Origin of the sequence: Citrobacter sp. Cpo091 (assembly GCF_030332645.1) — a bacterium.
Classification (GTDB): Bacteria; Pseudomonadota; Gammaproteobacteria; order Enterobacterales; family Enterobacteriaceae; genus Citrobacter; species Citrobacter portucalensis.
The window spans coordinates 43387-67371 of the sequence record NZ_JAOWHL010000036.1 but is presented as its reverse complement, the minus strand read 5'-3'; the positions used below and the strand labels follow the sequence as shown (position 1 = coordinate 67371).

Genomic DNA, 23985 nt, shown 5'->3' with positions numbered 1-23985 from the left:
TGTATGCTCATACAGTATCAAGTATTTTGTAGAAATTGTTGCCACAGGGTTTGTAACGCGTAGACGGTCGCCTGTCGACGTACCGCGTCGCGATCGCCGCTGAAGCATTCCCGACGCGTAATCCCCTCGCCGCTCGCGCTGGCAAAGGCGAACCATACGGTACCTACGGGCTTTTCTTCACTGCCGCCATCCGGCCCGGCAATACCGCTGATCGAAACTGCGAAATGCGCGCGGGCAGCTTTTAGCGCGCCAATCGCCATCTCCACCACTACAGGCTCGCTCACCGCCCCATGCTGGGCCAGCGTCTCTTCGCGCACGCCTATCATCTGTGCTTTGGCTTCGTTGCTGTAGGTCACAAACCCGCGTTCAAACCAGGCGGAGCTTCCGGCAATATCCGTAATCGCTTTGGCCACCCAGCCGCCGGTGCAGGACTCCGCCGTCGTAACGGTCGCCCCACGCGCTTTCAGCGCCAGGCCAACCTGCTCACTTAACTGCATCAGTTCACTGTCGGTCATTTCAGCCTCTGTCAGTTAAAAAATATGCCGGACAAGATAGCACTTTCATAACCAATGTGGGGATGGAGAGAACGTTTTACGAGGGGGATTCCAAAAATTGCTCCGTTGCATTAATAAGACCTGCCGGATGACAATGTCAGGGCATCTTATCCGGCCTACAAGAGATTTCTTCCTGTAGGCCGGTGGAGCGATTACTGCACGCGCGCCAGCGCGACCGCCTGACCCAACTGCCACACGGCCATCGCGTAGTGGGTACTGTGGTTGTAGCGGGTGATGGTGTAGAAGTTCGGCAGCCCATACCAGTATTGATAGCCGGTACCAATATCCAGGCGCAGCAGGCTGGCCTGCTGATGATTACCCAACGACTGCTGTGGCGTCAGACCCGCCGCAGCAAGCTGAGAAATGCTGTACTGGGTTTTAAAGCCGTTCGCCAGCCCAGGTGCCTGACCATTTGCCGGCACCGCGACCGTATCGCCTTTCACCCAGCCGTGGCCCTTGAAGTAATTCGCCACGCTACCAATGGCATCAACCGGATCCCACAGGTTAATGTGGCCATCACCATTAAAATCAACGGCATATTGCTTATAGGAAGACGGCATAAACTGGCCGTAGCCCATCGCGCCGGCGAAAGAACCTTTCAAATCGAGCGGATCGTCGCTTTCATCTCGCGCCATCAGCAGGAAGGTTTCCAGTTCACCAGAGAAGTATTCCGCACGACGAGGATAGTTAAACGACAGCGTCGCCAGAGCATCCAGAATCCGCGTTTTACCCATCACGCGGCCCCAACGCGTTTCAACGCCGATAATGCCAACGATAATTTCCGGCGGAACACCATAGACCTGCCACGCACGGTTCAGCGCATCTTCATATTGATTCCAGAAGGTCACACCATTTTGCACGTTGTCAGGCGTGATGAACTGTTTGCGGTAGCGCAGCCATGCGCCGTTAGGACCGGCTGGCGGTTGAGTCGTCGGTGCCTGGCGGTCCATCAAACGCAATACCGAGTCCAGACGCTTGGCCTGCGACAAGATCTCCTGCAGCTGCTGGCGGTCAAAGCCGTGCTTGTTCACCATTTTTTCGATGAACTGCTGCGCGTTCGGATTATTGGCAAAATCACCGCCCGTTTGCATGACGTTGTGCTGTGGCTCAAGCAGGAAGCCGCCGGATGGCGCACCCGTAGTCGTTTGAGTCTCTGAAGGTTTAGGTTTGCTGCTACAGGCAGCGAGCAGTACGAAAAGGGGGAGTAACGCTACATAACGACGCTTGAACATGAGACATCCATTAAACAAATTCAGCCTGGGAGAAGTATGGTAAAGCATCCTCCGCCATACAAGGAAGCGGTAGTCGCTCTCCTTCACAGAATTTACATCCCCTTTCATCTCTGACCTTCACATTTGCGAGCTCTCACGCAATAACTTTCAAATTAAAATATTTATCTTTCATTTTGAGATCAAAATAACACTTTTATATCTTTCAATCTGATTAAAATTAGCCACCGTTTGGCAAGATAACTAAAATCCCTACAGGAGAGAATAATGATCGACACCATCACACTCGGTGCTGAGTGGTTTATCGGGCTGTTCCAGAAAGGCGGAGAAGTGTTTACCGGTATGGTGACCGGTATTCTTCCCCTGCTGATTAGCCTGCTGGTCATCATGAATGCGCTGATTAACTTTATCGGCCAGCAGCGTATTGAACGTTTTGCTCAGCGCTGCGCTGGAAATCCACTGTCCCGCTATTTGCTGCTGCCGTGCATCGGCACATTTGTATTTTGTAACCCGATGACGCTGAGTCTGGGTCGCTTTATGCCAGAAAAATACAAGCCTAGCTACTACGCCGCCGCCTCTTACAGTTGCCATTCAATGAACGGCTTATTCCCGCACATCAACCCCGGCGAACTGTTTGTCTATCTGGGGATCGCCAGCGGCCTGACCACGCTGGGGCTTCCGCTTGGCCCACTGGCGGTGAGCTACCTGCTGGTCGGTTTGGTGACTAACTTCTTCCGCGGCTGGGTGACCGATTTCACCACCACTATCTTCGAGAAAAAAATGGGCATTCAACTTGAACAGAAGGTGCATCTGGCGGGAGCAACATCATGACACGTATTCGTATTGAAAAAGGCACCGGCGGCTGGGGTGGCCCCCTTGAACTGGATGCCATTCCGGGCAAGAAAATTGTCTATATCACCGCAGGAACTCGCCCCGCAATAGTCGACAGGATAGCAAGCCTGACCGGTTGGCAGGCAGTTGATGGCTTCAAAGAGGGCGAGCCACCGGAGAACGAAATTGGTGTGGCGATCATCGACTGCGGCGGCACGCTGCGCTGTGGGATCTATCCCAAACGCCGTATACCGACGGTGAATATTCACGCTACGGGTAAATCCGGCCCGCTGGCTCAGTACATTGTCGAAGATATCTATGTCTCTGGCGTGAAAGAAGAAAACATCACGATTGTCGGCGAGGCATCCGCTGCGCCGCAACCTGCAAGCAGCACTATCGGTCGCGATTACGACACCAGTAAAAAGATTACCGAACAAAGCGACGGCCTGTTGGCAAAAGTGGGAATGGGCATGGGTTCAGCCGTTGCGGTTCTGTTCCAGTCCGGACGTGACACCATCGATACCGTACTGAAAACTATTCTGCCATTTATGGCGTTCGTCTCGGCACTGATCGGCATCATTATGGCTTCGGGTCTGGGAGACTGGATTGCCCATGGACTCGCGCCGCTGGCCAGCCATCCGTTGGGACTGGTTACTCTGGCGCTGATCTGCTCTTTCCCGCTGCTGTCGCCTTTCCTCGGCCCCGGTGCGGTTATCGCCCAGGTTATCGGCGTGCTGATCGGTGTACAGATTGGTCTGGGGAACATTCCTCCGCATCTTGCACTACCTGCCCTGTTCGCCATTAACGCCCAGGCTGCATGTGACTTTATTCCGGTTGGGTTGTCGCTGGCCGAAGCGCGTCAGGACACTGTTCGCGTCGGCGTGCCATCCGTACTGGTGAGCCGTTTTCTGACCGGCGCGCCTACCGTTCTCATCGCCTGGTTTGTTTCTGGCTTTATTTACCAATAAGGGGCACTCAAAAATGACCGTAATTTATCAAACCACCATTACCCGTATCGGCCAGAGCGCCCCGGATGCACTGTGCGACCAGATGCTGATTACCTTTCGTGAAGGCGCGCCAGCGGATATCGAAGAGTTTTGTTTCATCCATTGCCACGGGGACCTGAACGGCTCTTTACAAGCAGGGATCCAGTTTGAACTGGGCCAGCACCACTACCCGGTCACCGCCGTTGGCAGCGTGGCGGAACAAAACTTACGTGAACTCGGGCATATCACCCTGCGCTTTGACGGGCAGAGCGAAGCGGAATTTCCCGGCACTGTACACGTTGCGGGCCCCGTCCCGGACGGTATCACCCCGGGCTGTATTTTGAAGTTTGTTGCTTAAGATTGAAGGAGATCAAAATGAATCAGGTTGCCGTTGTCATTGGTGGAGGCCAAACCCTGGGGGCATTCCTTTGCCGTGGGCTTGCGACAGAAGGATACCGCGTCGCGGTGGTGGATATTCAAAGCGATAAAGCTGCCAACGTCGCGCAAGAAATTAACGCCGAGTTTGGCGAAGGTACCGCGTACGGTTTTGGCGCAGATGCCACCAGCGAACAGAGCGTGCTGGCGCTGTCGCGCGGAGTGGATGAAATATTCGGTCGTGTCGATCTGCTGGTTTACAGTGCGGGTATCGCTAAAGCCGCGTTTATCAGCGACTTTCAGCTTGGGGATTTCGACCGCTCGCTACAGGTCAATCTGGTCGGCTACTTCCTCTGTGCTCGTGAATTTTCACGCCTGATGATCCGCGATGGCGTGCAGGGACGCATTATCCAGATCAACTCAAAATCAGGGAAAGTGGGCAGCAAACACAATTCAGGCTACAGCGCGGCAAAATTTGGTGGCGTGGGCTTAACTCAGTCGCTGGCGCTGGATCTGGCGGAGTACGGGATCACCGTACATTCGCTGATGCTCGGCAACCTACTGAAATCACCAATGTTTCAGTCGTTATTACCGCAATATGCGACCAAGCTGGGCCTTAAGCCAGATAAGGTGGAGCAGTACTACATTGATAAGGTTCCGCTTAAACGCGGCTGCGATTATCAGGACGTACTGAACATGCTGCTGTTTTACGCCAGTCCAAAAGCCTCTTACTGCACCGGGCAGTCCATCAACGTGACCGGCGGTCAGGTGATGTTTTAATGTTGAATTGCCGGATGGCGGCTGCGCTTATCCGGCAAAATCAAAGGAGTACATAATGGTTTCCGCACTGATTACCGTCGCCGCAATCGCCTGGTGCCTGCAACTGGCGCTTGGTGGCTGGCAAATATCCCGCTTTAACCGGGCGTTTGATCAACTCTGCCAGCAAGGTCGGGTTGGTGTTGGTCGCTCCGGTGGGCGTTTTAAACCGCGCGTGGTGGTAGCCATTGCGCTGGATGAGCAGCAACGGGTGACCGACACGTTATTTATGAAAGGTCTTACGGTATTCGCCCGACCAGGCAAAATTGCCACGATAATGGGCAAACATCTTGATGATTTACAGCCTGATGTGATCTTTCCCCATGATCCGTTATCACAGAATGCACTATCATTGGCGCTTAAACTGAAACATGGGTAATTTCGTTGTGAATGCTAATAGCTTGCGAAATTATCATTTTGCAACTTATTAAGTCAGGGTAATCACGCCTATGAAACCTCGTCAGCGTCAGGCTGCCATACTGGAGCATCTGCAAAAGCAGGGCAAATGCTCGGTTGAAGAACTGGCCCACTACTTTGACACGACCGGCACGACCATTCGCAAAGACCTGGTCATTCTGGAAAATGCCGGAACCGTCATTCGTACCTATGGCGGCGTGGTATTAAATAAAGACGAATCCGACCCGCCAATCGATCACAAAACGCTAATCAATACGCATAAAAAAGAGCAGATTGCCGAAGCCGCCGTCCGTTTTATACACGATGGCGACTCTATTATTCTGGATGCGGGTAGCACCGTACTGCAGATGGTGCCGATGCTCACGCGCTTTAGCAACATCACCGTCATGACCAACAGTCTGCACATTGTTAACGCCCTTTCGGAGCTGGACAACGAGCAAACTATCCTGATGCCCGGCGGGACCTTTCGCAAAAAATCTGCGTCATTTCACGGTCAGTTGGCAGAAAACGCCTTTGAGCAGTTCAGCTTTGATAAACTCTTCATGGGCACCGACGGCATTGACCTTAATGCCGGCGTGACCACCTTTAATGAGGTGTTTAGCGTCAGTAAAGCGATGTGCAATGCCGCTCGCGAAGTGATTCTGATGGCTGACTCGTCAAAATTTGGGCGCAAAAGCCCTAATGTTGTATGCAGTCTGGAAAGCGTCGACAAGCTGATTACCGATGCGGGCATAGACCCTGCGTTTCGTCAGGCGCTGGAAGCAAAAGGGATTGAAGTGATCATAACCGGAGAAACCAATGAGTGATGCACTACTGAACGCGGGCCGTCAGACGTTAATGCTGGAACTACAGGAAGCCAGCCGACTGCCAGAACGCCTGGGCGATGATTTTGTCCGCGCCGCCAATACGATTATCCACTGTGAAGGCAAAGTCATTGTCTCCGGTATTGGTAAATCAGGTCATATTGGCAAAAAAATTGCGGCGACCCTCGCCAGCACCGGCACGCCCGCCTTTTTTGTGCATCCGGCGGAAGCGCTGCACGGCGACTTAGGGATGATCGAAAGCCGTGATGTCATGCTGTTTATCTCCTACTCCGGCGGTGCGAAAGAGCTGGATCTCATCATCCCACGCCTGGAAGACAAATCCGTCGCACTGCTGGCAATGACCGGAAAACCGACCTCACCGTTGGGTCTGGCAGCCAAAGCCGTGCTGGATATTTCCGTTGAGCGCGAAGCCTGTCCGATGCGCCTGGCACCGACGTCCAGCACCGTAAATACGTTGATGATGGGCGACGCGCTGGCGATCGCCGTAATGCAGGCGCGCGGCTTTAACGAAGAAGATTTTGCCCGCTCACATCCGGCAGGTGCGCTGGGCGCTCGTCTGTTAAATAAAGTGCATCATCTGATGCGCCGTGACGATGCCATACCTCAGGTGAAGCTCACCACCAGCGTTATGGACGCGATGCTGGAACTCAGTCGCACGGGTCTTGGCCTGGTCGCGGTCTGCGACGACCTGTCACTGGTGAAAGGGGTCTTTACCGACGGCGACCTGCGCCGCTGGCTGGTTGGCGGCGGAGCGCTCACCACCCAGGTTAGCGAAGCTATGACTCAGAATGGCATTACGCTACAGGCGCAGAGCCGCGCGATTGACGCCAAAGAGATCCTGATGAAGCGTAAAATCACTGCCGCACCGGTGGTCGATGAAAACGGTAAACTCACCGGTGCTATCAACCTGCAGGATTTCTATCAGGCCGGTATTATCTAATCCTTCAGACCCAGACGTTTCGCCAGCCGGTGCAGGTTGGCGACGTCTGTTTCCAGCGTCCGCGCGCTTGCCGCCCAACTATGATTATTTTGCGCCAGTGCCCGGCGGATCATCTCCCGCTGGAACGACTCTGTTGCTTCACGCAGATTGTGATGTTGCGGGATCTCCGCAACAACTTCCGCCGCCTGCGGAGCCGGACCTTCGTCCTGCAAGGCAAAATGCTGCGCCTCCAGCACCACTTCATCCCCAGCTCTGGTAGCCCTGGCCAGAACAACCGCCCGGTGAATGGCATGCTCCAGCTCGCGCACGTTTCCGGGCCAGCCGTAATTCAGCAGATGGCTACGCGCGCCGGGGCTTAGCACCACGCGGGAAAGACCCAGCCGCAGTCGGCATTGCTCGCAAAAATAGCCGGCCAGCAGCACCACATCTTCGCCGCGCTCACGAAGAGGCGGTACAAAAAGGGGGAAGACGCTCAGACGGTGGAACAAATCCGCGCGGAAATTCCCGGCCAGCACCTCTTCGCGTAAATCACGGTTCGTCGCCGCCAGCACCCGCACATCCACGCGCAGGCTGCGATCGTCACCCACGCGCTGAATATCGCCGTACTGCAATACGCGTAGCAGCTTAGCCTGTAGCGCCAGCGAGAGTTCGCCTATCTCGTCGAGAAACAGCGTCCCATTGTCGGCCATTTCAAACTTACCGCTACGATTGCTGATAGCCCCGGTAAACGCGCCTTTTACGTGACCAAACAGCTCACTTTCGGCTACGGTTTCCGGCAACGCTGCACAGTTCAGATACACCAGTGGATTCACTGCGCGCGGCGAACCTTCATGGATAGCTTTAGCCACCAGCTCCTTCCCGGTCCCTGTTTCGCCGCTAATCAGCACGTTGAGATCAGACCCCGCCACAATCTCAATTTCTTTTTTCAACTGCATCATATTGGGCGACAGGCCAATCATCTGGGTTTCCGTCACCTGCTCAAAGTTGGTTGACGAACCTGGCAGCATATTCTGGCTTTCCAGTTGTTCAATCAGCAGCGCATTGCTCAGCGCACCCGCCGCCAGCGCGGCAATCAGCCTAAGCTCCTCATCGCTGAAAACATCGAACTGATCGGGCTCCATGCCATCCAGGGTTAACGCACCAATCAAATTTTGACCGGCGAACAACGGCAGCCCAATACAGGCATGCACCTTCAGACTCTCCTGCCCCGGAATCAGACCATCATATGGGTCTGGCAAATCGCTGTCGGCAGGGAAACGAACCACGTCTCCGGCGCGGGCAATCGCCTCCAGACGTGGATGCCCTTCCAGAGTAAAGCGTCTGCCGAGAACATCCTGCGCCAGCCCATCGATCGCCAGCGGAATAAACTGTCGCGACTCGTAGCGCAGCAGTGCCGACGCGTCGCACTCCAGCACCTGACGCAAAGTGGTTATCAGACGTTGAAAACGGTCCTGATGTCCAATACCGCTTTGTAATTCAATGGCGATGCCCGCCAGCACGTCTACGGAAAAGCTCATGACTACCTCATTGTCATTTTGACAATTCATATTGTCATATTGACAATAAAATAAATAGTCATTTTGACTACCACTTAATAAGCATAAAACAATAAAAACATTAAAATCAATAAGATAAAGAGTTGGCACGCAACCTGCAATAAGCAAAACATCTTTTTTAGAAAAACGCTGAATTAATTACTGAGGTTGCTATGTCTATTCTGGTTAAAAATAACATTCATTGGGTTGGCCAACGTGACTGGGAAGTTCGTGATTTCCACGGGACTGAATACAAAACGCTGCGCGGCAGCAGCTACAACAGCTATCTCATCCGTGAAGAAAAAAATGTCCTGATCGATACAGTAGACCACAAGTTTAGCCGTGAATTCGTGCAGAACCTGCGCAGTGAAATTGACCTCGCGGATATCGACTACATCATCATTAACCACGCGGAAGAAGACCATGCAGGGGCGCTGACTGAGCTGATGTCCTGCATCCCGGACACGCCGATTTACTGCACAGCCAACGCCATTGACTCCATCAACGGGCATCACCATCACCCGGAGTGGAACTTTAACGTGGTGAAAACCGGTGATTCACTGGACATTGGTAACGGCAAACAGCTGATCTTCGTTGAAACGCCAATGCTGCACTGGCCTGACAGCATGATGACCTACATGACTGGCGACGCGGTGCTGTTCAGTAACGACGCCTTCGGCCAGCACTACTGCGACGAACGTCTGTTTAACGACGAAGTTGACCAGACCGAACTGTTCGAACAGTGCCAGCGTTACTACGCCAACATTCTGACGCCGTTCAGCCGTCTGGTTACACCGAAAATTACTGAGATCCTCGGCTTCAACCTGCCTGTCGATATGATTGCTACTTCCCACGGCGTGGTATGGCGCGACAACCCGACGCAAATCGTGGAAATGTATCTGAAATGGGCGGCGGATTATCAGGAAGACCGCATCACCATTTTCTACGACACCATGTCCAACAACACCCGCATGATGGCGGACGCCATAGCCCAGGGCATCAATGAAGTTGACCCGAACGTGGCAGTGAAAATCTTTAACGTCGCCCGTAGCGATAAGAACGAAGTTCTGACTAACGTCTTCCGCTCTAAAGGCGTGCTGGTCGGTACTTCGACGATGAACAACGTGATGATGCCAAAAATCGCCGGTTTGGTGGAAGAGATGACCGGCCTGCGTTTTCGTAACAAACGCGCCAGCGCCTTTGGCTCACACGGCTGGAGCGGCGGCGCAGTAGACCGTTTGTCTACGCGTTTGCAGGATGCTGGTTTCGAAATGTCGCTGAGCCTGAAAGCGAAATGGCGTCCGGACCTGGATGCGCTGGAACTATGCCGCCAGCACGGCCGTGAAATCGCGCGTCAGTGGGCGCTTGCTCCACTGCCGGAAACAACCGTAAAAGCCGCATCCAAAGAAGAAGAATGCGCTTGCGCCGCTGCGGCTGCCGCCGATCTTGGCCCTAGCATGCAGTGCAGCGTGTGCCAGTGGATTTACGACCCGGCAAAAGGTGAACCGCTGCAGGATGTTGCGCCGGGAACGCCGTGGAGCGACGTGCCGGATAACTTCCTGTGCCCGGAATGTTCATTAGGTAAAGACGTCTTCGACGTCCTGGCAACGGAGGCAAAATGAGCCGCGGAATTGTCATTATTGGTTCGGGCTTCGCCGCCCGCCAGTTAGTCAAAAATATCCGTAAGCAGGATGCAAATGTCCCGCTGACCCTGATTGCTGCGGACAGCATGGATGAGTACAACAAGCCCGATCTCAGCCATGTTATCAGTCAGTCACAGCGTGCAGACGACCTCACCCGCCAGTCGGCGGGGGAGTTTGCCGAACAGTTTAATTTGCGTCTATTTCCGCACACCTGGGTAACCGACATCGATGCTGATGCCCACGTAGTGAAAAGCCAGGATCAGCAGTGGCAGTACGACAAACTGGTGCTGGCGACGGGCGCTTCAGCCTTTGTACCGCCGGTTACCGGACGTGAGTTAATGCTCACATTGAACAGCCAACAAGAGTATCGCGCTTGTGAAACGCAGTTGCGTGACGCCCAGCGGGTGCTGATTGTCGGCGGCGGCTTGATTGGCAGTGAACTGGCGATGGATTTCTGTCGTGCAGGTAAAGCGGTAACGCTTATCGACAACGCCGCCAGCATTCTGGCTTCGCTGATGCCGCCGGAAGTCAGCAGTCGCTTACAGCATCGTCTGACCGATATGGGCGTACACCTGCTGTTGAAATCACAGCTTCAGGGGCTGGAGAAAACGGCGTCAGGTATTCGTGCCACGCTCGATCGTAGCCGCAGCGTAGAAGTCGATGCGGTGATCGCCGCCACCGGCTTACGCCCGGAGACCGCACTGGCGCGTCGTGCCGGATTGAACATCAATCGTGGCGTCTGCGTCGATAGCTACCTGCAAACCAGCCACCCGGACATTTATGCTCTCGGCGACTGTGCGGAGATTAACGGTCAGGTGCTCCCGTTCCTGCAGCCGATTCAGCTGAGCGCCATGTATCTGGCGAAAAACCTGCTCGGCGGCAATGCGCCATTGAAACTGCCAGCCATGCTGGTAAAAGTCAAAACGCCAGAACTGCCTCTGCATTTGGCCGGGGAAACCCAGCGCCGCGATCTAAACTGGCACATCGCCGCCGAAGCGCAGGGAATGGTTGCCAGAGGGATGAACGACGAGGGCCAGCTGTGTGCGTTTGTCGTCAGTGAAGACCGCATGAAAGAGGCCTTTGCGCTGCTGAAAACGTTGCCTGTGTAAGTCTGGGATGCCGGATGGTGCCGCTTCGCGTCTTACCCGGCCTGCGACTTTGCCCGGCAACGCTGCTACTGATTTATTAACCTCACGCACATGGATGTGCGTTGCCACTTGTCGGTATGCCCCGACATGTTTTTCTTGCCCCGCCAGTCCCGGGGCTTTTTTTATTTTTGCGCCAACGCTCGCGCTGCGGCAATCACGCCCTGCCCCAATGACAACCCGCCGTCGCCCGCCGGTAAACGCTGCGGGAACAGTAAGGTAAAATCACGCAGATAAAACGCCAGACGGGCCGACAATAAGCGGTTATGCATCACGCCACCGCTAAATACTAACGTCTTAATCCCGCGCGCTTCGGCCTGCATTCGCATCAGAGTGGCAAATCCACGCGCCAGCGCGTCGTGAAACGCCCACGCCCTTTCCGCTGGTTTGGCCTGCCAGTTCAGCCATTGCTGCCAAAAAACCGTTAAGTCCAGATGATTGTCATCAAGCGGCACCGTGACTGGGTGATCAACGCCATCACATTGCGATGCCATCGCCTCAAGCGCACAGGCCGCTTCACCTTCATAACTCAATGATTCCGGTGCACATTGCAACGCGGCAGCAACGGCATCAAACAGTCGTCCGCACGATGACGCCAGCGGAGCGTTAATTCCCCGTTCAATAGCGCGCGCCAGCACGTTCCAGTTTTGATGTTGCAGCACCGATGTTTCCGGATAACGCTGCCAGTCAGGAACAAAACGCAGGCACTGCGCGAGCAGATTACGCCACGGCTGTTTTGCCGCCAGATCGCCGCCCGCCAGCGCTACCGCCGGTAAGCCGCCAAGGTGTTCGCATTCACGATAGTTAACCCGCAAACACTCCCCACCCCACAGCGCGCCGTTTTCCCCCATACCGATACCGTCTAGCGTCAGAGCAATCACATCACCGCCATTGAGCGGCCAGCCGTGCTCCGCAAGACACGCAGCGGCATGCGCATGGTGATGCAGCACCGTTTCAGTTGGCAGCTCCATTTCACTGGCCCACTGGCTGGAAACATAGCCAGGGTGTGCATCATGCACGATACGCTGCGGCGTAAAGTCATAAATGTTCTGGATCAGGCGTAGCGCATCACGCCACTGTTGCTGAATGCCGTCATCGCTGAGATCGCCCAAATGCTGGCTGATAACCGCCTGCTCGCCGCGCACCAGACAGAAAGTATTTTTCAGATCCGCCCCTAAGCACAGCATCGGCGGCACGTCGCGAAATCCTGGTGGTAGTGCGACCGCATCCGGCACATATCCCCGGGAACGACGCAGCATTTCCCCACTGTCGCGCACCACGGAGTCATCCATCCGCTGCACAATTTCGCGATTATGCAGCAGGAAACCGTCGGCAATGTCGTGTAAATCTTCCAGCGCCTGGGCGTTGGTAATGGCCGGAGGCCTGCCGCTGAGGTTGCCAGAGGTCATCACCAGCGGACAATTCATCTCTTGTAAGAGCAAATGCTGTAACGGATTCGCTGGCAGCATGACGCCAACCTCCGTTAACCCCGGCGCAATGCCCTCGCTCAATGCAGCGACATAGCGTTTCTGCACCAGCACGATCGGCGCAGCAGGGGTAGTCAGCAAACGACGAGCGGGTTCAGGCAATCCTTCATCAGAGGGCAGCATCACTGCCAGAGGTTTCGCCGGACGGTGTTTGCGCAGCCTGAGTAGCGCTACGGCGTTATCATTTCGCGCATCGCACACCAGATGAAACCCACCAATGCCTTTAACCGCCACAATACCGCCTGCTTTCAGCCGCGATACCGCTGCCTGCAGCGCCACTTCTTTCTCCGCTCGCTCACCCGCACAGAACCACTCCAGATGAGGGCCGCATGCCGGACAAGCCACTGGCTGGGCGTGGAATCGACGGTCGTACGGATCGCGATACTCTTTGTCACATTGCGCGCAGAGTGGGAATGACGCCATTACGGTAAACGGACGATCGTAGGGCATCGCGCGGATAATCGTAAAACGCGGACCACAGTGGGTGCAGTTGATAAAGGGGTATCGGTAACGACGTTCACCGGGGGTGTTCATTTCAACAAGGCATTCGGGACAGGTCGCGGCGTCCGGAACGATTTGCGTATTCATCGTACCGCCAGCACTTTGACGAATCGAGAAATCGGCAGGCTGCTGCGTCCAGGCGAATGGTTCGCTCTCAACGCTGTCAATGCGCGCCAGCGGTGGGCAGTGTTGATGCAACTGCGCAATAAATTCCGCCGGATCTTCCTGTAAGCGCACAACCACACCGTCACCGTCGTTACACACATCGCCATGCAGTTGTAAGCGCTGCGCCAGTTGCCAGACGTAGGGGCGAAATCCGACGCCCTGTACTTTGCCGCGAATACGCAGCTGTACGCCGGAGTGGTTGTTTATTGTCATTAAGTCGTTCCCGCAGTCATCTATCCCGGTTTGCCTGATGGCGCTACGCTTATCAGGCCTACGTGGATGCGAACAGTAGGCCGGATAAGGCAAAGCCGCCATCCGGCATAAGTACTACCGTATTTTACGCGGATTTTCAGATATCAGAACAGCAAAGATGCGGTGGAATCCAGCGCGGCGCGACGACGTTTTTCCGCGCTCAGTTGCTCAAGCTTATTGCGATCCACATATATCAGCGCGTGAGTCGGGCACACTTCCATACAGGCAGGACCGGCCTCACGATGGTGGCACAGGTCGCACTTATTGGCTTCAGCTTTTTCTGCGCGGACGTTCAGACCTGCGCCGCTGTTACGCACGACCGGACGCACGACCACTTCCATTGCGCCGTAAGGACAAGCCACAACGCAGGTTTTACAGCCAATGCAACGTTCCTGCATTACATGAACAAAACCTTTATCACGGCTGATCGCACCGTTCGGACAGACGTTAGCGCACGGCGCGTCTTCGCACTGGCGGCACAGCGTCGCCGTGGAGACATTAACGCCTTTGATGACGTGAATGCGGGGTAAAAAGGTTTCAGGGGTCAGCGATGCGCAATCCTGGTTATCCTGATGGGATACCACGCAGGCCACTTCACAGGTACGGCAACCAATGCATTTATTGGCGTCTGCAATGATGAAACGGTTCATCAATTTCTCCAGCAATGACAGAATATCTGCCGAAGCATACACAAATCGTGCCAGAATTTAATTTGCTGTTTTTAAAGGTATTTTATTCTGAAGAACGCAAGAAGGGCGTGTCATCGTCACTAGTGACGATGACAAATGACAGCTGTCAGCGCGAAACGGGCGGCGCAACTGAGTCGCGCGCAATGAGTTCACCGGTGAAGGTCTTTGACGGCGTAAACGCCCCGTCACCTAACATAAAGATCAGGCGCCCAATCGTTTCCTGAATCATTTCTGTTACCGGAATTTTAACGCTGGAAAGCGCCGGAATAGTGTATGGCGCGAGGGCGATATCATCAAAGCCAATCACCGACACCTGTGCGGGAACGCTCACACCATGCTCGTGCAACTGCTTCATCGCGCCGATCGCCATATCGTCATTGCTGGCCACCAATGCGGTAAAATTGACCTTGCGCGAAAGCAAAGTTTTCACACCCGCTGCGCCGCAGGCTGGCGTCCATTTCCCTTTAACAATCAGATCATTATTTAGCGCGATACCATGATGTGCCAGCGCGTCTTTATAGCCTGAAAGTCGCTCCACGCCGGTTGGCGAATCCATCGAGCCGGTAATAAAACCAATCTCTTTATGCCCGGCGGCAATGAGCTGAGTAACGGCGTTAAAGCTGGTCTGCTTTTGATCGCACCATACGCTATGGCTACTGTTTTTCCGCAGGCGTCGATTAAGCACCATAATCGGCTGGCTGTGGGCATCGATGATGTCATCTATCTCATCCACGCTGAGAAAACGCGGATAAATCATAATCGCGTCACAGCGCAGGTCGAGCAGGTACTGGATCGCCTGGCGCTCTTCCTCAGCGCTATGCTTACCGTCAGCCAGTAACAGCTGGCGCCCTTTATCTTCCGCCATCCGCGCAGTATGAAACAGCAGTTCGCTGAAATAGACGCCGTGATAAAGGGTGTTTGTTACCACCAGACCCAGTGTCTGCGTGGTTTTCGCCGCGAGACTGCGCGCCAGCAAATTTGGGCGGTAACCACTCTCTTCAATGGCCTGAAACACGCGGTCTTTGGTTTCCTGGCTGACATAGCCGTTTCCGGAAAGCACCCGGGAAACCGTCGCTTTCGACACTCCGGCACGCTTCGCCACCTCCAGCATCGTGGTCATATTACTCATCCCTTTTCTCTCAATGTGACGCAGTGTACTGCACCGTTTTGCCGCTGTCCTTGCTGCTAAATCGCAGACGCTGACATCTGGTGATCGGAGTCACAATTACAAAAATTGATCAAAATTAAATCTTGATCAGTTAATGTAATTTAAACATGATTTTGTGGAACCGGTTTCCTATCTGCGTTTCATCAACCCAGAAAAGCGACCCACGTAAACGGATAAAAAATAACGTACTCTACTGATAAAACAGGATTAAATCCGATGTCCAAGAATTATGCAGCGCTGGCGCGCTCCGTTGTGACGGCTCTGGGAGGCGTCGACAACATCACAGCAGTGACCCACTGTATGACCCGTTTGCGTTTCGTTATCAAAGATGACTCGCAGGTCGACAGCGCGACGCTGAAAACCCTCACTGGCGTGCTCGGCGTGGTGCGCAACGAGAACCAGTGCCAAGTGATTATCGGCAACACCGTTTCGCAGGCGTATCGTGAAGTGGTCAGCCTGTTGCCTGCCAACATGCAGCCTGCTGAGCCGCAAATCAAACCCCGACTGACGCTGAAGCGGATTGGCGCGGGGATCCTTGATGCGCTGATCGGCACAATGTCGCCGTTGATCCCGGCGATTATCGGCGGATCAATGCTCAAGCTGCTGGCGATGGTTCTGGAAATGACCGGCGTGCTGGTGAAAGGATCGTCCACGCTCACCATTCTGACCGTCATTGGCGACGGTGCATTCTTCTTCCTGCCGCTGATGGTCGCCGCGTCGGCCGCTATCAAATTCAAAACCAACATGTCGCTGGCTATCGCCATCGCGGGCGTACTGGTGCATCCCAGCTTTATCGACCTGATGGCGAAGGCCGCGCAGGGTGAGCACGTTGAGTTTGCCCTGATCCCAGTGACGGCGGTGAAATACACCTACACGGTGATCCCGGCGCTGGTCATGACCTGGTGCTTGTCATACATCGAACGTTGGGTCGATCGTATAACTCCGGCGGTGACCAAAAACTTCCTCAAACCGATGCTGATCGTGCTGATCGCCGCCCCGCTCGCCATCGTCATCATTGGCCCGATCGGTATCTGGATCGGTAGCGCGATTTCAGCGCTGGTCTATACCATCCACGGCTATCTCGGCTGGCTGTCAGTGGCCATTATGGGCGCGCTGTGGCCGCTGCTGGTAATGACCGGTATGCACCGTGTCTTTACGCCAACCATTATTCAGACCATTGCCGAAACCGGAAAAGAAGGCATGGTGATGCCGTCGGAAATCGGTGCCAACTTGTCGTTAGGTGGTTCATCGCTGGCAGTGGCATGGAAAACCAAAAACCCGGAGCTGCGCCAGACGGCGTTGGCGGCCGCCGCCTCAGCCATCATGGCGGGCATTTCCGAACCCGCGCTGTATGGCGTGGCAATCCGCCTGAAACGTCCGCTGATTGCGAGCCTTATCAGCGGTTTTATCTGCGGTGCTGTTGCTGGAATGGCCGGGCTTGCAAGCCACTCCATGGCGGCTCCAGGTCTGTTCACCAGCGTCCAGTTTTTCGATCCGGCCAATCCGATGACCATCGTTTGGGTATTTGGCGTAATGGCGCTGGCGGTAGTGCTTTCTTTTGTATTAACGCTGATTCTCGGCTTTGAAGATATTCCTGTCGAAGATGCAGCCGCGCAGGCCAGAAAAAAACAGGCCGCACAACCGGGCAATATCAATGGAGCCAGCATTTGACTGGTATGAACTGAGGTTAATTATGTCTGTTTTTCCGCAAGGATTTTTATGGGGCGGCGCACTGGCCGCCAACCAGTCTGAAGGGGCATACCGGGAAGGCGGCAAAGGGCTGACTACCGTCGATATGATCCCCCACGGCACACACCGCATGCCCGTCAAACTGGGTCAGGAAAAGCGCTTTACGCTGCGGGATGACGAATTTTATCCCAGCCATCAGGCGATCGACTTTTATCATCGCTATAAAGAAGATATCGCGCTAATGGCGGAAATGGGGTTTACGGTTTTTCGTACTTCCATTGCCTGGAGCCGCCTCTACCCTAACGGCGACGAGCTGACGCCGAATGAAGACGGAATTGCGTTTTATCGGGCCGTGTTTGCCGAGTGTAAAAAATACGGTATTGAGCCATTAGTCACGCTGTGTCACTTCGATGTGCCTATGCATCTGGTCACCGAGTACGGCTCCTGGCGTAACCGCAAAATGGTGGAGTTCTTTACCCGCTACGCCCGTACCTGCTTCGAGGCCTTTGACGGTCTGGTGAAGTACTGGCTGACGTTCAACGAAATCAACATCATGCTGCACAGCCCCTTTTCAGGCGCCGGGCTGGTATTTGAAGAAGGTGAAAATCAGGATCAGGTAAAATATCAGTCCGCTCACCACGAACTGATAGCCAGCGCCCTGGCGACTAAAATAGCCCATGAAATTAATCCGCAAAACCAGGTCGGTTGTATGCTGGCTGGCGGTAATTTTTATCCTTACTCGTGTAAGCCGGAAGATGTGTGGACCGCACTGGAAAAAGACCGTGAAAACCTGTTCTTCATTGATGTGCAGGCGCGCGGGGCCTATCCGGCTTACTCTGCCCGCGTGTTTCGCGAAAAAGGCGTGGTAATCGAAAAAGCCCCGGAGGACGACGACATCCTGAAAAACACCGTCGATTTCGTCTCTTTCAGCTATTACGCATCGCGCTGCGCCTCCGCTGAAATGAACACGGGCAATACTAGTGCCGCCAACGTGGTGAAGTCGCTGCGTAATCCGTACATTGCCGCCAGTGAATGGGGCTGGGGAATCGATCCGCTCGGCCTGCGCATCACCATGAATATGATGTATGACCGCTACCAGAAACCGCTGTTTCTGGTGGAAAACGGGCTGGGAGCGAAAGATGAAATTGATGCCAACGGTGAGATCAATGACGACTATCGCATCAGCTATTTACGCGAACATATTCGCGCCATGGCAGACGCGATTGAAGATGGCGTGCCGCTGATGGGTTACACCACCTGGGGCTGTATCGATCTGGTTTCAGCCTCAACCGGTGAGATGAGCAAACGCTACGGTTTTGTATATGTGGACCGCGATGACGCGGGCAACGGCACGCTGGCACGTACACGCAAGAAATCATTCTGGTGGTACAAAAAAGTCATCGCCAGTAACGGTGCCGATCTGGCATGACGGATCTGCCGGAGGGGGTTACAGCCTTCCGGCAGAAGTACATATTTTCATTTCATTTATTACATTCCGGATTTGGAATCGTCCTTCCAGTTTCAGGTTTGCCCTCCCCCTTTTTTACTGGCATTTTATTCAGTAGTTTTTAATCCTGGCCGTTCACCACAAGGAAGCGTGCATGTTTGATAAAAAGGGCAAAACAGCGGTGGCAATCACCAAACCGGTACGTCGCTTGAAAGTCAGCTATGTCAGAAAACGCCATGAAGATCCAAAAACGGGATATACACGACGAATCAGTCGTCACGCCTCACTCACGCTGAACGGCGACTGGCTGGAACAAGCTGGATTTCCGACCGGTACGGCAGTGAATGTATCAGTGATGCAGGGGAAATTAATTATTGAGCAGGCAATTGAATGACGAGGATACACTGGGAAAACAGGCCGGATGTCGTTCACATCCGGCACTGATACGGTTTACTCTTCTGGTGCTTCCAGCTCGGAGAATCCACCGTGTCCTTCCCAACCGGCTAATCGCTGATAGACGGTATCAACCGCATCTTTGATCGGCTGTGTCATCGGGTAGTAAAAACCGACGATGTCCGGTTGAATGCCGAGGAAAATCACCTCACCAACATCGTCTTTCAGCTGATCTACCAGGTAGTTCAGCGGCATGTTGTGGGTGGTCATCATGAACATCTCGGCAATGTCATCAGGATCGATAATGCGGATTTCACCGGGGTTCAGCCCCATATCGGTGGCATCAACAATCAACAAACGTTGCGGACGCAGTTCACGGATGGCGACAATATCGTTCTCCGGCGCGCTACCGCCGTCGATGACAACCCAGTTGCCTTGAGGATTTGCAGCACACATTTCAGCCAGCAGCGGGCCCGCGCCGTCATCGCCCATCATGCTGTTACCCACACATAATAAAACGTCAGTCACGGTGTCTCCTCACCATCAGATAGATGGCGCTTTCCTGGTGTATGTCGTGCAGCATGCTAAGCATCAGCTTGCTCCACTCCTGCTGCTGCGGGGTCTGCACGGCACGCGCATCATCGAACGCGCGCGCCAGCATTTGTACATGGTTGAAATCGATAACGATCTCGCCGTATTTCGGCACGCCTTCCATTTTCCGGCGGGCTTCGCTTCCCTCAGCAAGGGTAGCAATCCATGCCAAATATTCGTCCCATGGACAAGTTAACGCCGCTTCCAGGCAATCGATGATCCCAAGGTGGTGACCAATCGCCAGGCTGTAATAGACAACCTGCTGCGCCTCAGCAGGCGTCGCATCGTTCTCATCAATAAACTTACGGCTCAGTTGACTGAACACCACCGTTTCACTCATCGGATACGCGCCTCTTCGACAACATGATTAAGATGCGTGACGATCTCGGTCAGACGCGGATCGTTTTCCGCTTCCAGCCAGCGCGCCACCTGATGCTCGCCCTGCCCTAACTGCGTCATATAGTCATCAGCAATCTGGCGACCATAGCGGTATCCCGCCAGGCGGCGAGCCTCGCGATCCACCTTCACGCGCAGCGGCTGAACCATGTCCGGATGCAGAATTTCCGCCGGCTGTTCGTCCAGTTCACCCGGCGCACGCGCGTGAATTTTTTGCTCCAGCAGACCCAGCGCCATGGCAAAACCATACAGCGTTGCCGCAGGCGTCGGCGGACAACCTGGAATATACACGTCCACCGGTACGATTTTGTCCGTGCCGCCCCATACGCAGTATAAGTCGTGGAAGATACCGCCGCTGTTACCGCAGGCACCGTAAGAGATACAAATTTTCGGATCTGGCGCAGACTGCCAGGCACGCAGCGCCGGAGAGCGCATGGCACGGGTTACCGCGCCGGTAAACAGCAGAATATCCGCATGGCGCGGTGACGGGACGACTTTGATGCCAAAACGTTCGGCATCAAACAGCGGAGAAAGCGTAGCAAAGATTTCGATTTCGCAACCGTTGCAGCCGCCGCAGTCCACGCGGTAAACATACGCTGAACGCTTGATGCTTTTCAGCAGCGATGCTTTCATGCTGGCAATGGATTCATCCACCGTCATCGGTACCGGAATACCGTTGGCGTCACGTGGGCCTAATAAATTGCTCATCAGCTGGCCTCTTTCATATGGCGAGTCAGTTCAATACGGTCAGACGGCACCAGGCATTTCTGGCGCTTACAGTCCGGGCAGGTCTCAAAGCTTTCACGGTGGTTTTCCGCGCGGGTATCACCGTTGTGCTTAAGCAGCGCAATGGCGTAATCAATCTCTTTTTGCACCGCAAACGGACGGTTACATACGCGGCAATTGCACAGCGCAAAACGAGACTGCTGCAAGAAATCATCTTTCTTCCACACCGCCAGCTCATACTCCTGCGACAGCTTGATTGCCGCTGTCGGGCAGACTTCTTCGCAGCGGGCGCAGAAAATGCAGCGCCCAAGGTTGAACTGCCACGCCAGCTCATTGGTGACCAGATCGGTTTCTACCGTCAGCGCGTTCGACGGGCACGCATTCACACAGGCCGCACAGCCGATGCACTGCTGCGGATTATGTTCCGGTTTGCCACGGAAGTTTTTATCGACCGCAATCGGTTCCAGCGGATACGACGACGTCGGTGCCCCGGTTTTGATGACTTTTTTGATAAAGGTAAACATGGCGATTCCTTATTTCAGCGGCGAGTTTTTACGCTCGATGCTGTAGCGCTCAAGTTCTTTGTACGGCACGACTTTGCTCTTCTTCTTACGCACATCGACCACAGTCATACGGTCAGTACAGGAGTAGCAAGGATCGAGGCTACCGATAATCAGCGGGGCATCGGAAACGGTATTGCCACGCAGCATGTAGCGCAGCGTCGGCCAGTTGGCGTAAGTCGCCGCACGGCAGCGCCAGCGATACAGTTTCTGGTTGTCGCCGGTCATGCTCCAGTGGATGTCATCTCCACGCGGCGCTTCAGCAAAGCCCAGTGCGAAACGGTGAGGAATATAGGTAAAGCCTTCCACCATCAGCGGGCCGCCCGGCAGGTTATCCAGACCAAAGTCGATCATATTCAGCGCGGTGTAGACTTCATTAATACGGACTTTCAGGCGAGAAATAACGTCGCAGCCCTGCTCGCTGTGAACTTCCATCGGCAGCAGACCATAGCCGACAAACGGGTGATCGGCGCGGGTGTCACGCGCGTGGCCGCTGGCGCGAACCATCGGGCCGACGTTACTGAAGTCACGGGCAATTTCCGGATCAAGACGACCAATACCAACGGTACGCTGTTCCATGTTTGGCGTGCTGAGCAGCATATCGACCAGTTCCTGCACGTCACGACGCATCTGCTGCGCCAGTTGACGGGTCTGGATCATATCTTCTTTCAGCAGATCACGACGGATACCGCCGATCAGGTTCAGACCGTAGGTTTTACGTGCCCCAGTGAGGATCTCCGCCATCTTCATCGACGTTTCACGCACGCGGAAGAACTGCATAAAGCCGGAGTCAAAACCGGTGAAGTGACAGGCCAGGCCGAGGTTGAGCAGGTGCGAGTGCAGGCGCTCAACTTCCAGCAGAATGGCGCGGATCATCTGCGCACGTTCCGGCACCACGATGCCCATCGCATTCTCAACGGAGGTGGTATAAGCGGTGCTATGCGCAAAGCCGCAGATGCCGCACACGCGATCTGACAGGAACGTCACTTCGTTATAACCCATACGGGTTTCCGCCAGTTTCTCCATGCCGCGGTGGACATAGAACAGACGGTAATCGGCGTCGATAATGTTCTCGCCGTCAACGAACAGGCGGAAGTGACCGGGTTCATCGGAGGTGACGTGCAACGGGCCAATCGGCACCACGTTATTTTTCTTGTCGCCCAGTTCGTTGATGAACTCGTAGGTTTCAGCATCGGTAGTCGGTGCCGGGCGCTGACGATAATCCATGCTGTCTTTACGCAGCGGATAGAGTTCGTCCGGCCAGTCATCCGGTAACACCAGACGGCGCTCATCCGGTAAACCAACCGGAATCAAACCGTACATGTCGCGCACTTCACGCTCGCCCCAGACCGCTGCTGGAACGCGCGGCGTGACGGACGGGAACTCCAGTTTATTGGCATCGACTTCAACGCGGACGGTTATCCAGCACTTGGTGCCCTGCTCCATCGACATCACGTAATAAACGGCGTAATGACCGCACAGCTGACGTTCGTCGTTACCAAACAGCACGGATAACCAGCCGCCCTGTTTGTAGTACAGGAACTCCACCACTTCCGGCAGGTAGTTCACCTTGACGGTGATCGTCAGCTGATCTTTGGTCTGCCAGGCTTCATCCAGCACCACGCCCGGAAAGGCCTGGTGCAGCGCAGCGAGATATTGTTGACCTAATTTTTCTTCAGACATGCTCAAACTCTCTTAAATCACGCCACCAGCAAGGAGACGAACGCTAAAAACGCAAACCCAAAACCGGCCCAGGTCACGCGTGAAGTGGCGCAAAAACGCAGACGCGCCATGCTGTTTTCGAACAGGGCGATGACCAGCACGCCGAGGACCGGCTTGACGACGGCAATCACCAGCGCCAGCAGCAGTCCACCGGCGGTGAAGGTTTCCATCTGTCCCCACGGCAGGAACACGCCAACGAACATTTGCAGAACGACCAGCTGTTTGAGGCTAATGCCCCACTTCAGCACGGCAAAACCGCTGCCGCTGTATTCAGTCAATGGACCTTCCTGCAGCTCCTGCTCTGCTTCCGCCAGATCGAACGGCAGTTTGCCCATTTCGATAAAGGTGGCGAAAGCACAGGCGCACAGTGCCAGAATCAGCGGGATGCTGCGCGCAGCAGGCCAGTGGTAAATGGTATCGGCGATATTGCTGATATGGGTTGAACCCGCAACCTGTGCCGCTACCCAAAGCCCCAGCAGCAGGATAGGTTCAACCAGCACGCCGAGCATCGCTTCACGGCTGGCGCCAATGGCGGTAAACGGGCTACCGGTATCCAGTCCCGCGATAGAGAAGAAGAAACGGGCGATGGCGAACAGGTAAATTAAGGTGATCAGATCGCCCAGTTGTGGCAGCGGCGAGCCAACGGTCACTACCGGCAACGCAGTGGCGATAGTCAGCATCACGCCCACCATCACAAACGGCGTCAGGCGGAAAACCCAGCTGGAATCCGCAGGCGCAATGCTCTGACGGCCCAGCAGTTTGATAATGTCGCGGTATTCCTGCAAAACGCCCGGACCGCGGCGATTGTGCAAACGCGCACGCGCCACGCGGGTAACACCGGACAGCAGCGGCGCAACGGCAAACAGCACCAGCGCCTGAATTAACGGATATAAAACACTCATTC

General features: G+C 54.7%; 24 protein-coding genes. 12 read left to right on the top strand and 12 right to left on the bottom strand.

Features of this window, described 5'->3' with window-relative positions; all coding sequences use genetic code 11:
- Positions 1-17 precede the first annotated feature (17 nt).
- Entirely contained in the window at positions 18-515 is a 498-nt protein-coding gene (gene pncC, locus OGY04_RS14340) for a nicotinamide-nucleotide amidase (protein ID WP_048225249.1), read from the bottom strand.
- Positions 516-706: 191 nt separating this feature from the next.
- Positions 707-1786 carry a lytic murein transglycosylase B gene (gene mltB / locus OGY04_RS14335; RefSeq protein WP_185757624.1) on the bottom strand — a complete coding sequence of 360 codons (1080 nt, stop codon included), beginning with the start codon at positions 1784-1786 and terminating at the stop codon, positions 707-709.
- A gap of 264 nt (positions 1787-2050) precedes the next feature.
- On the opposite strand from mltB, the gene srlA reads away from it, so the two are divergent.
- From srlA to gutQ, 7 genes are all read left to right on the top strand, one after another.
- Positions 2051-2614 (top strand): PTS glucitol/sorbitol transporter subunit IIC, encoded by a 564-nt coding sequence (gene srlA, locus OGY04_RS14330; protein ID WP_003037339.1) that lies wholly within the window; start codon positions 2051-2053, stop codon positions 2612-2614.
- Positions 2611-3582, top strand: coding sequence for a PTS glucitol/sorbitol transporter subunit IIB (gene srlE, locus OGY04_RS14325; protein ID WP_008785620.1), 972 nt, complete (start codon positions 2611-2613; stop codon positions 3580-3582). The genes srlA and srlE overlap by 4 nt, the downstream gene beginning before the upstream one ends.
- 13 nt (positions 3583-3595) lie before the next feature.
- Positions 3596-3958 (top strand): PTS glucitol/sorbitol transporter subunit IIA, encoded by a 363-nt coding sequence (srlB, locus tag OGY04_RS14320; protein WP_008785621.1) that lies wholly within the window; start codon positions 3596-3598, stop codon positions 3956-3958.
- Positions 3959-3975: 17 nt separating this feature from the next.
- Entirely contained in the window at positions 3976-4755 is a 780-nt protein-coding gene (gene srlD, locus OGY04_RS14315; protein WP_286585441.1) for a sorbitol-6-phosphate dehydrogenase, read from the top strand.
- Between the two features lie 55 nt (positions 4756-4810).
- Positions 4811-5170 carry a transcriptional regulator GutM gene (gene gutM / locus OGY04_RS14310; protein ID WP_008785622.1) on the top strand — a complete coding sequence of 120 codons (360 nt, stop codon included), beginning with the start codon at positions 4811-4813 and terminating at the stop codon, positions 5168-5170.
- A 70-nt stretch (positions 5171-5240) separates the two neighbouring features.
- Positions 5241-6014 carry a glucitol operon DNA-binding transcriptional repressor SrlR gene (srlR, locus tag OGY04_RS14305; RefSeq protein ID WP_003037350.1) on the top strand — a complete coding sequence of 258 codons (774 nt, stop codon included), beginning with the start codon at positions 5241-5243 and terminating at the stop codon, positions 6012-6014.
- The gene (gene gutQ, locus OGY04_RS14300; protein WP_137377669.1) at positions 6007-6972 is read left to right on the top strand and encodes an arabinose-5-phosphate isomerase GutQ; all 966 of its coding nucleotides are present in this window, start codon (positions 6007-6009) and stop codon (positions 6970-6972) included. The genes srlR and gutQ overlap by 8 nt, the downstream gene beginning before the upstream one ends.
- On the opposite strand, the gene norR is transcribed toward gutQ, so the two are convergent.
- On the bottom strand, positions 6969-8489 hold the full coding sequence (norR, locus tag OGY04_RS14295) for a nitric oxide reductase transcriptional regulator NorR (RefSeq protein ID WP_286585440.1): 1521 nt from the start codon (positions 8487-8489) through the stop codon (positions 6969-6971). The two genes, gutQ and norR, sit on opposite strands and share 4 nt — an antisense overlap.
- 191 nt (positions 8490-8680) lie before the next feature.
- On the opposite strand from norR, the gene norV reads away from it, so the two are divergent.
- Positions 8681-10129: an anaerobic nitric oxide reductase flavorubredoxin gene (norV, locus tag OGY04_RS14290; RefSeq protein ID WP_008785624.1), complete on the top strand. Its 1449-nt coding sequence runs from the start codon at positions 8681-8683 to the stop codon at positions 10127-10129.
- Complete coding sequence (gene norW / locus OGY04_RS14285) at positions 10126-11259, top strand: NADH:flavorubredoxin reductase NorW (protein WP_048215690.1); 1134 nt, start codon at positions 10126-10128, stop codon at positions 11257-11259. The genes norV and norW overlap by 4 nt, the downstream gene beginning before the upstream one ends.
- A 161-nt stretch (positions 11260-11420) precedes the next feature.
- Here the strand turns inward: norW and hypF are convergent, their stop codons facing one another.
- From hypF to OGY04_RS14270, 3 genes are all read right to left on the bottom strand, one after another.
- Positions 11421-13661 carry a carbamoyltransferase HypF gene (gene hypF / locus OGY04_RS14280; RefSeq protein WP_204192322.1) on the bottom strand — a complete coding sequence of 747 codons (2241 nt, stop codon included), beginning with the start codon at positions 13659-13661 and terminating at the stop codon, positions 11421-11423.
- 143 nt (positions 13662-13804) lie between these two features.
- Entirely contained in the window at positions 13805-14350 is a 546-nt protein-coding gene (gene hydN / locus OGY04_RS14275; protein WP_003037366.1) for an electron transport protein HydN, read from the bottom strand.
- A 145-nt stretch (positions 14351-14495) separates the two neighbouring features.
- Positions 14496-15509 (bottom strand): LacI family DNA-binding transcriptional regulator, encoded by a 1014-nt coding sequence (locus tag OGY04_RS14270; protein WP_286585439.1) that lies wholly within the window; start codon positions 15507-15509, stop codon positions 14496-14498.
- A 264-nt stretch (positions 15510-15773) separates the two neighbouring features.
- On the opposite strand from OGY04_RS14270, the gene ascF reads away from it, so the two are divergent.
- The 3 genes from ascF to OGY04_RS14255 all read left to right on the top strand — a co-directional run bounded on the left by ascF (position 15774) and on the right by OGY04_RS14255 (position 19087).
- Positions 15774-17228: a PTS cellobiose/arbutin/salicin transporter subunit IIBC gene (gene ascF / locus OGY04_RS14265; RefSeq protein WP_286585438.1), complete on the top strand. Its 1455-nt coding sequence runs from the start codon at positions 15774-15776 to the stop codon at positions 17226-17228.
- Between the two features lie 22 nt (positions 17229-17250).
- Positions 17251-18675, top strand: a complete 1425-nt coding sequence (locus OGY04_RS14260; RefSeq protein ID WP_032945485.1) for a 6-phospho-beta-glucosidase — start codon at positions 17251-17253, stop codon at positions 18673-18675.
- Between the two features lie 172 nt (positions 18676-18847).
- Positions 18848-19087: a SymE family type I addiction module toxin gene (locus OGY04_RS14255; RefSeq protein WP_008785630.1), complete on the top strand. Its 240-nt coding sequence runs from the start codon at positions 18848-18850 to the stop codon at positions 19085-19087.
- A 56-nt stretch (positions 19088-19143) separates the two neighbouring features.
- Here OGY04_RS14255 and hycI read toward each other — a convergent pair whose 3' ends face one another.
- The 6 genes from hycI to OGY04_RS14225 are packed head-to-tail and all read right to left on the bottom strand — an operon-like array spanning position 19144 to position 23983.
- Positions 19144-19614: a hydrogenase maturation peptidase HycI gene (hycI, locus tag OGY04_RS14250; RefSeq protein ID WP_003037382.1), complete on the bottom strand. Its 471-nt coding sequence runs from the start codon at positions 19612-19614 to the stop codon at positions 19144-19146.
- Positions 19607-20017, bottom strand: a complete 411-nt coding sequence (locus tag OGY04_RS14245) for a formate hydrogenlyase maturation HycH family protein (protein WP_003037385.1) — start codon at positions 20015-20017, stop codon at positions 19607-19609. The genes hycI and OGY04_RS14245 overlap by 8 nt, the downstream gene beginning before the upstream one ends.
- On the bottom strand, positions 20014-20781 hold the full coding sequence (hycG, locus tag OGY04_RS14240; protein ID WP_003037388.1) for a formate hydrogenlyase subunit HycG: 768 nt from the start codon (positions 20779-20781) through the stop codon (positions 20014-20016). Before hycG ends, OGY04_RS14245 begins: the two co-directional genes overlap by 4 nt.
- Positions 20781-21323, bottom strand: coding sequence for a formate hydrogenlyase complex iron-sulfur subunit (locus tag OGY04_RS14235; protein ID WP_032944742.1), 543 nt, complete (start codon positions 21321-21323; stop codon positions 20781-20783). Before OGY04_RS14235 ends, hycG begins: the two co-directional genes overlap by 1 nt.
- A gap of 9 nt (positions 21324-21332) precedes the next feature.
- Complete coding sequence (hycE, locus tag OGY04_RS14230) at positions 21333-23042, bottom strand: formate hydrogenlyase subunit HycE (RefSeq protein WP_003037393.1); 1710 nt, start codon at positions 23040-23042, stop codon at positions 21333-21335.
- 17 nt (positions 23043-23059) lie between these two features.
- A complete protein-coding gene (locus OGY04_RS14225) occupies positions 23060-23983 on the bottom strand; it encodes a respiratory chain complex I subunit 1 family protein (protein ID WP_286585437.1) in 924 nt (307 codons plus the stop codon).
- Between the last annotated feature and the right edge of the window lie 2 nt (positions 23984-23985).

What these genes read in the sequence shown, in the direction of transcription:
- pncC (WP_048225249.1), bottom strand. Translation starts at nt 515, where the DNA reads ATGACCGACAGTGAACTGATGCAGTTAAGTGAGCAGGTTGGCCTGGCG.
- mltB (WP_185757624.1), bottom strand. Translation starts at nt 1,786, where the DNA reads ATGTTCAAGCGTCGTTATGTAGCGTTACTCCCCCTTTTCGTACTGCTC.
- srlA (WP_003037339.1), top strand. Translation starts at nt 2,051, where the DNA reads ATGATCGACACCATCACACTCGGTGCTGAGTGGTTTATCGGGCTGTTC.
- srlE (WP_008785620.1), top strand. Translation starts at nt 2,611, where the DNA reads ATGACACGTATTCGTATTGAAAAAGGCACCGGCGGCTGGGGTGGCCCC.
- srlB (WP_008785621.1), top strand. Translation starts at nt 3,596, where the DNA reads ATGACCGTAATTTATCAAACCACCATTACCCGTATCGGCCAGAGCGCC.
- srlD (WP_286585441.1), top strand. Translation starts at nt 3,976, where the DNA reads ATGAATCAGGTTGCCGTTGTCATTGGTGGAGGCCAAACCCTGGGGGCA.
- gutM (WP_008785622.1), top strand. Translation starts at nt 4,811, where the DNA reads ATGGTTTCCGCACTGATTACCGTCGCCGCAATCGCCTGGTGCCTGCAA.
- srlR (WP_003037350.1), top strand. Translation starts at nt 5,241, where the DNA reads ATGAAACCTCGTCAGCGTCAGGCTGCCATACTGGAGCATCTGCAAAAG.
- gutQ (WP_137377669.1), top strand. Translation starts at nt 6,007, where the DNA reads ATGAGTGATGCACTACTGAACGCGGGCCGTCAGACGTTAATGCTGGAA.
- norR (WP_286585440.1), bottom strand. Translation starts at nt 8,489, where the DNA reads ATGAGCTTTTCCGTAGACGTGCTGGCGGGCATCGCCATTGAATTACAA.
- norV (WP_008785624.1), top strand. Translation starts at nt 8,681, where the DNA reads ATGTCTATTCTGGTTAAAAATAACATTCATTGGGTTGGCCAACGTGAC.
- norW (WP_048215690.1), top strand. Translation starts at nt 10,126, where the DNA reads ATGAGCCGCGGAATTGTCATTATTGGTTCGGGCTTCGCCGCCCGCCAG.
- hypF (WP_204192322.1), bottom strand. Translation starts at nt 13,661, where the DNA reads ATGACAATAAACAACCACTCCGGCGTACAGCTGCGTATTCGCGGCAAA.
- hydN (WP_003037366.1), bottom strand. Translation starts at nt 14,350, where the DNA reads ATGAACCGTTTCATCATTGCAGACGCCAATAAATGCATTGGTTGCCGT.
- OGY04_RS14270 (WP_286585439.1), bottom strand. Translation starts at nt 15,509, where the DNA reads ATGACCACGATGCTGGAGGTGGCGAAGCGTGCCGGAGTGTCGAAAGCG.
- ascF (WP_286585438.1), top strand. Translation starts at nt 15,774, where the DNA reads ATGTCCAAGAATTATGCAGCGCTGGCGCGCTCCGTTGTGACGGCTCTG.
- OGY04_RS14260 (WP_032945485.1), top strand. Translation starts at nt 17,251, where the DNA reads ATGTCTGTTTTTCCGCAAGGATTTTTATGGGGCGGCGCACTGGCCGCC.
- OGY04_RS14255 (WP_008785630.1), top strand. Translation starts at nt 18,848, where the DNA reads ATGTTTGATAAAAAGGGCAAAACAGCGGTGGCAATCACCAAACCGGTA.
- OGY04_RS14245 (WP_003037385.1), bottom strand. Translation starts at nt 20,017, where the DNA reads ATGAGTGAAACGGTGGTGTTCAGTCAACTGAGCCGTAAGTTTATTGAT.
- hycG (WP_003037388.1), bottom strand. Translation starts at nt 20,781, where the DNA reads ATGAGCAATTTATTAGGCCCACGTGACGCCAACGGTATTCCGGTACCG.
- OGY04_RS14235 (WP_032944742.1), bottom strand. Translation starts at nt 21,323, where the DNA reads ATGTTTACCTTTATCAAAAAAGTCATCAAAACCGGGGCACCGACGTCG.
- hycE (WP_003037393.1), bottom strand. Translation starts at nt 23,042, where the DNA reads ATGTCTGAAGAAAAATTAGGTCAACAATATCTCGCTGCGCTGCACCAG.
- OGY04_RS14225 (WP_286585437.1), bottom strand. Translation starts at nt 23,983, where the DNA reads ATGAGTGTTTTATATCCGTTAATTCAGGCGCTGGTGCTGTTTGCCGTT.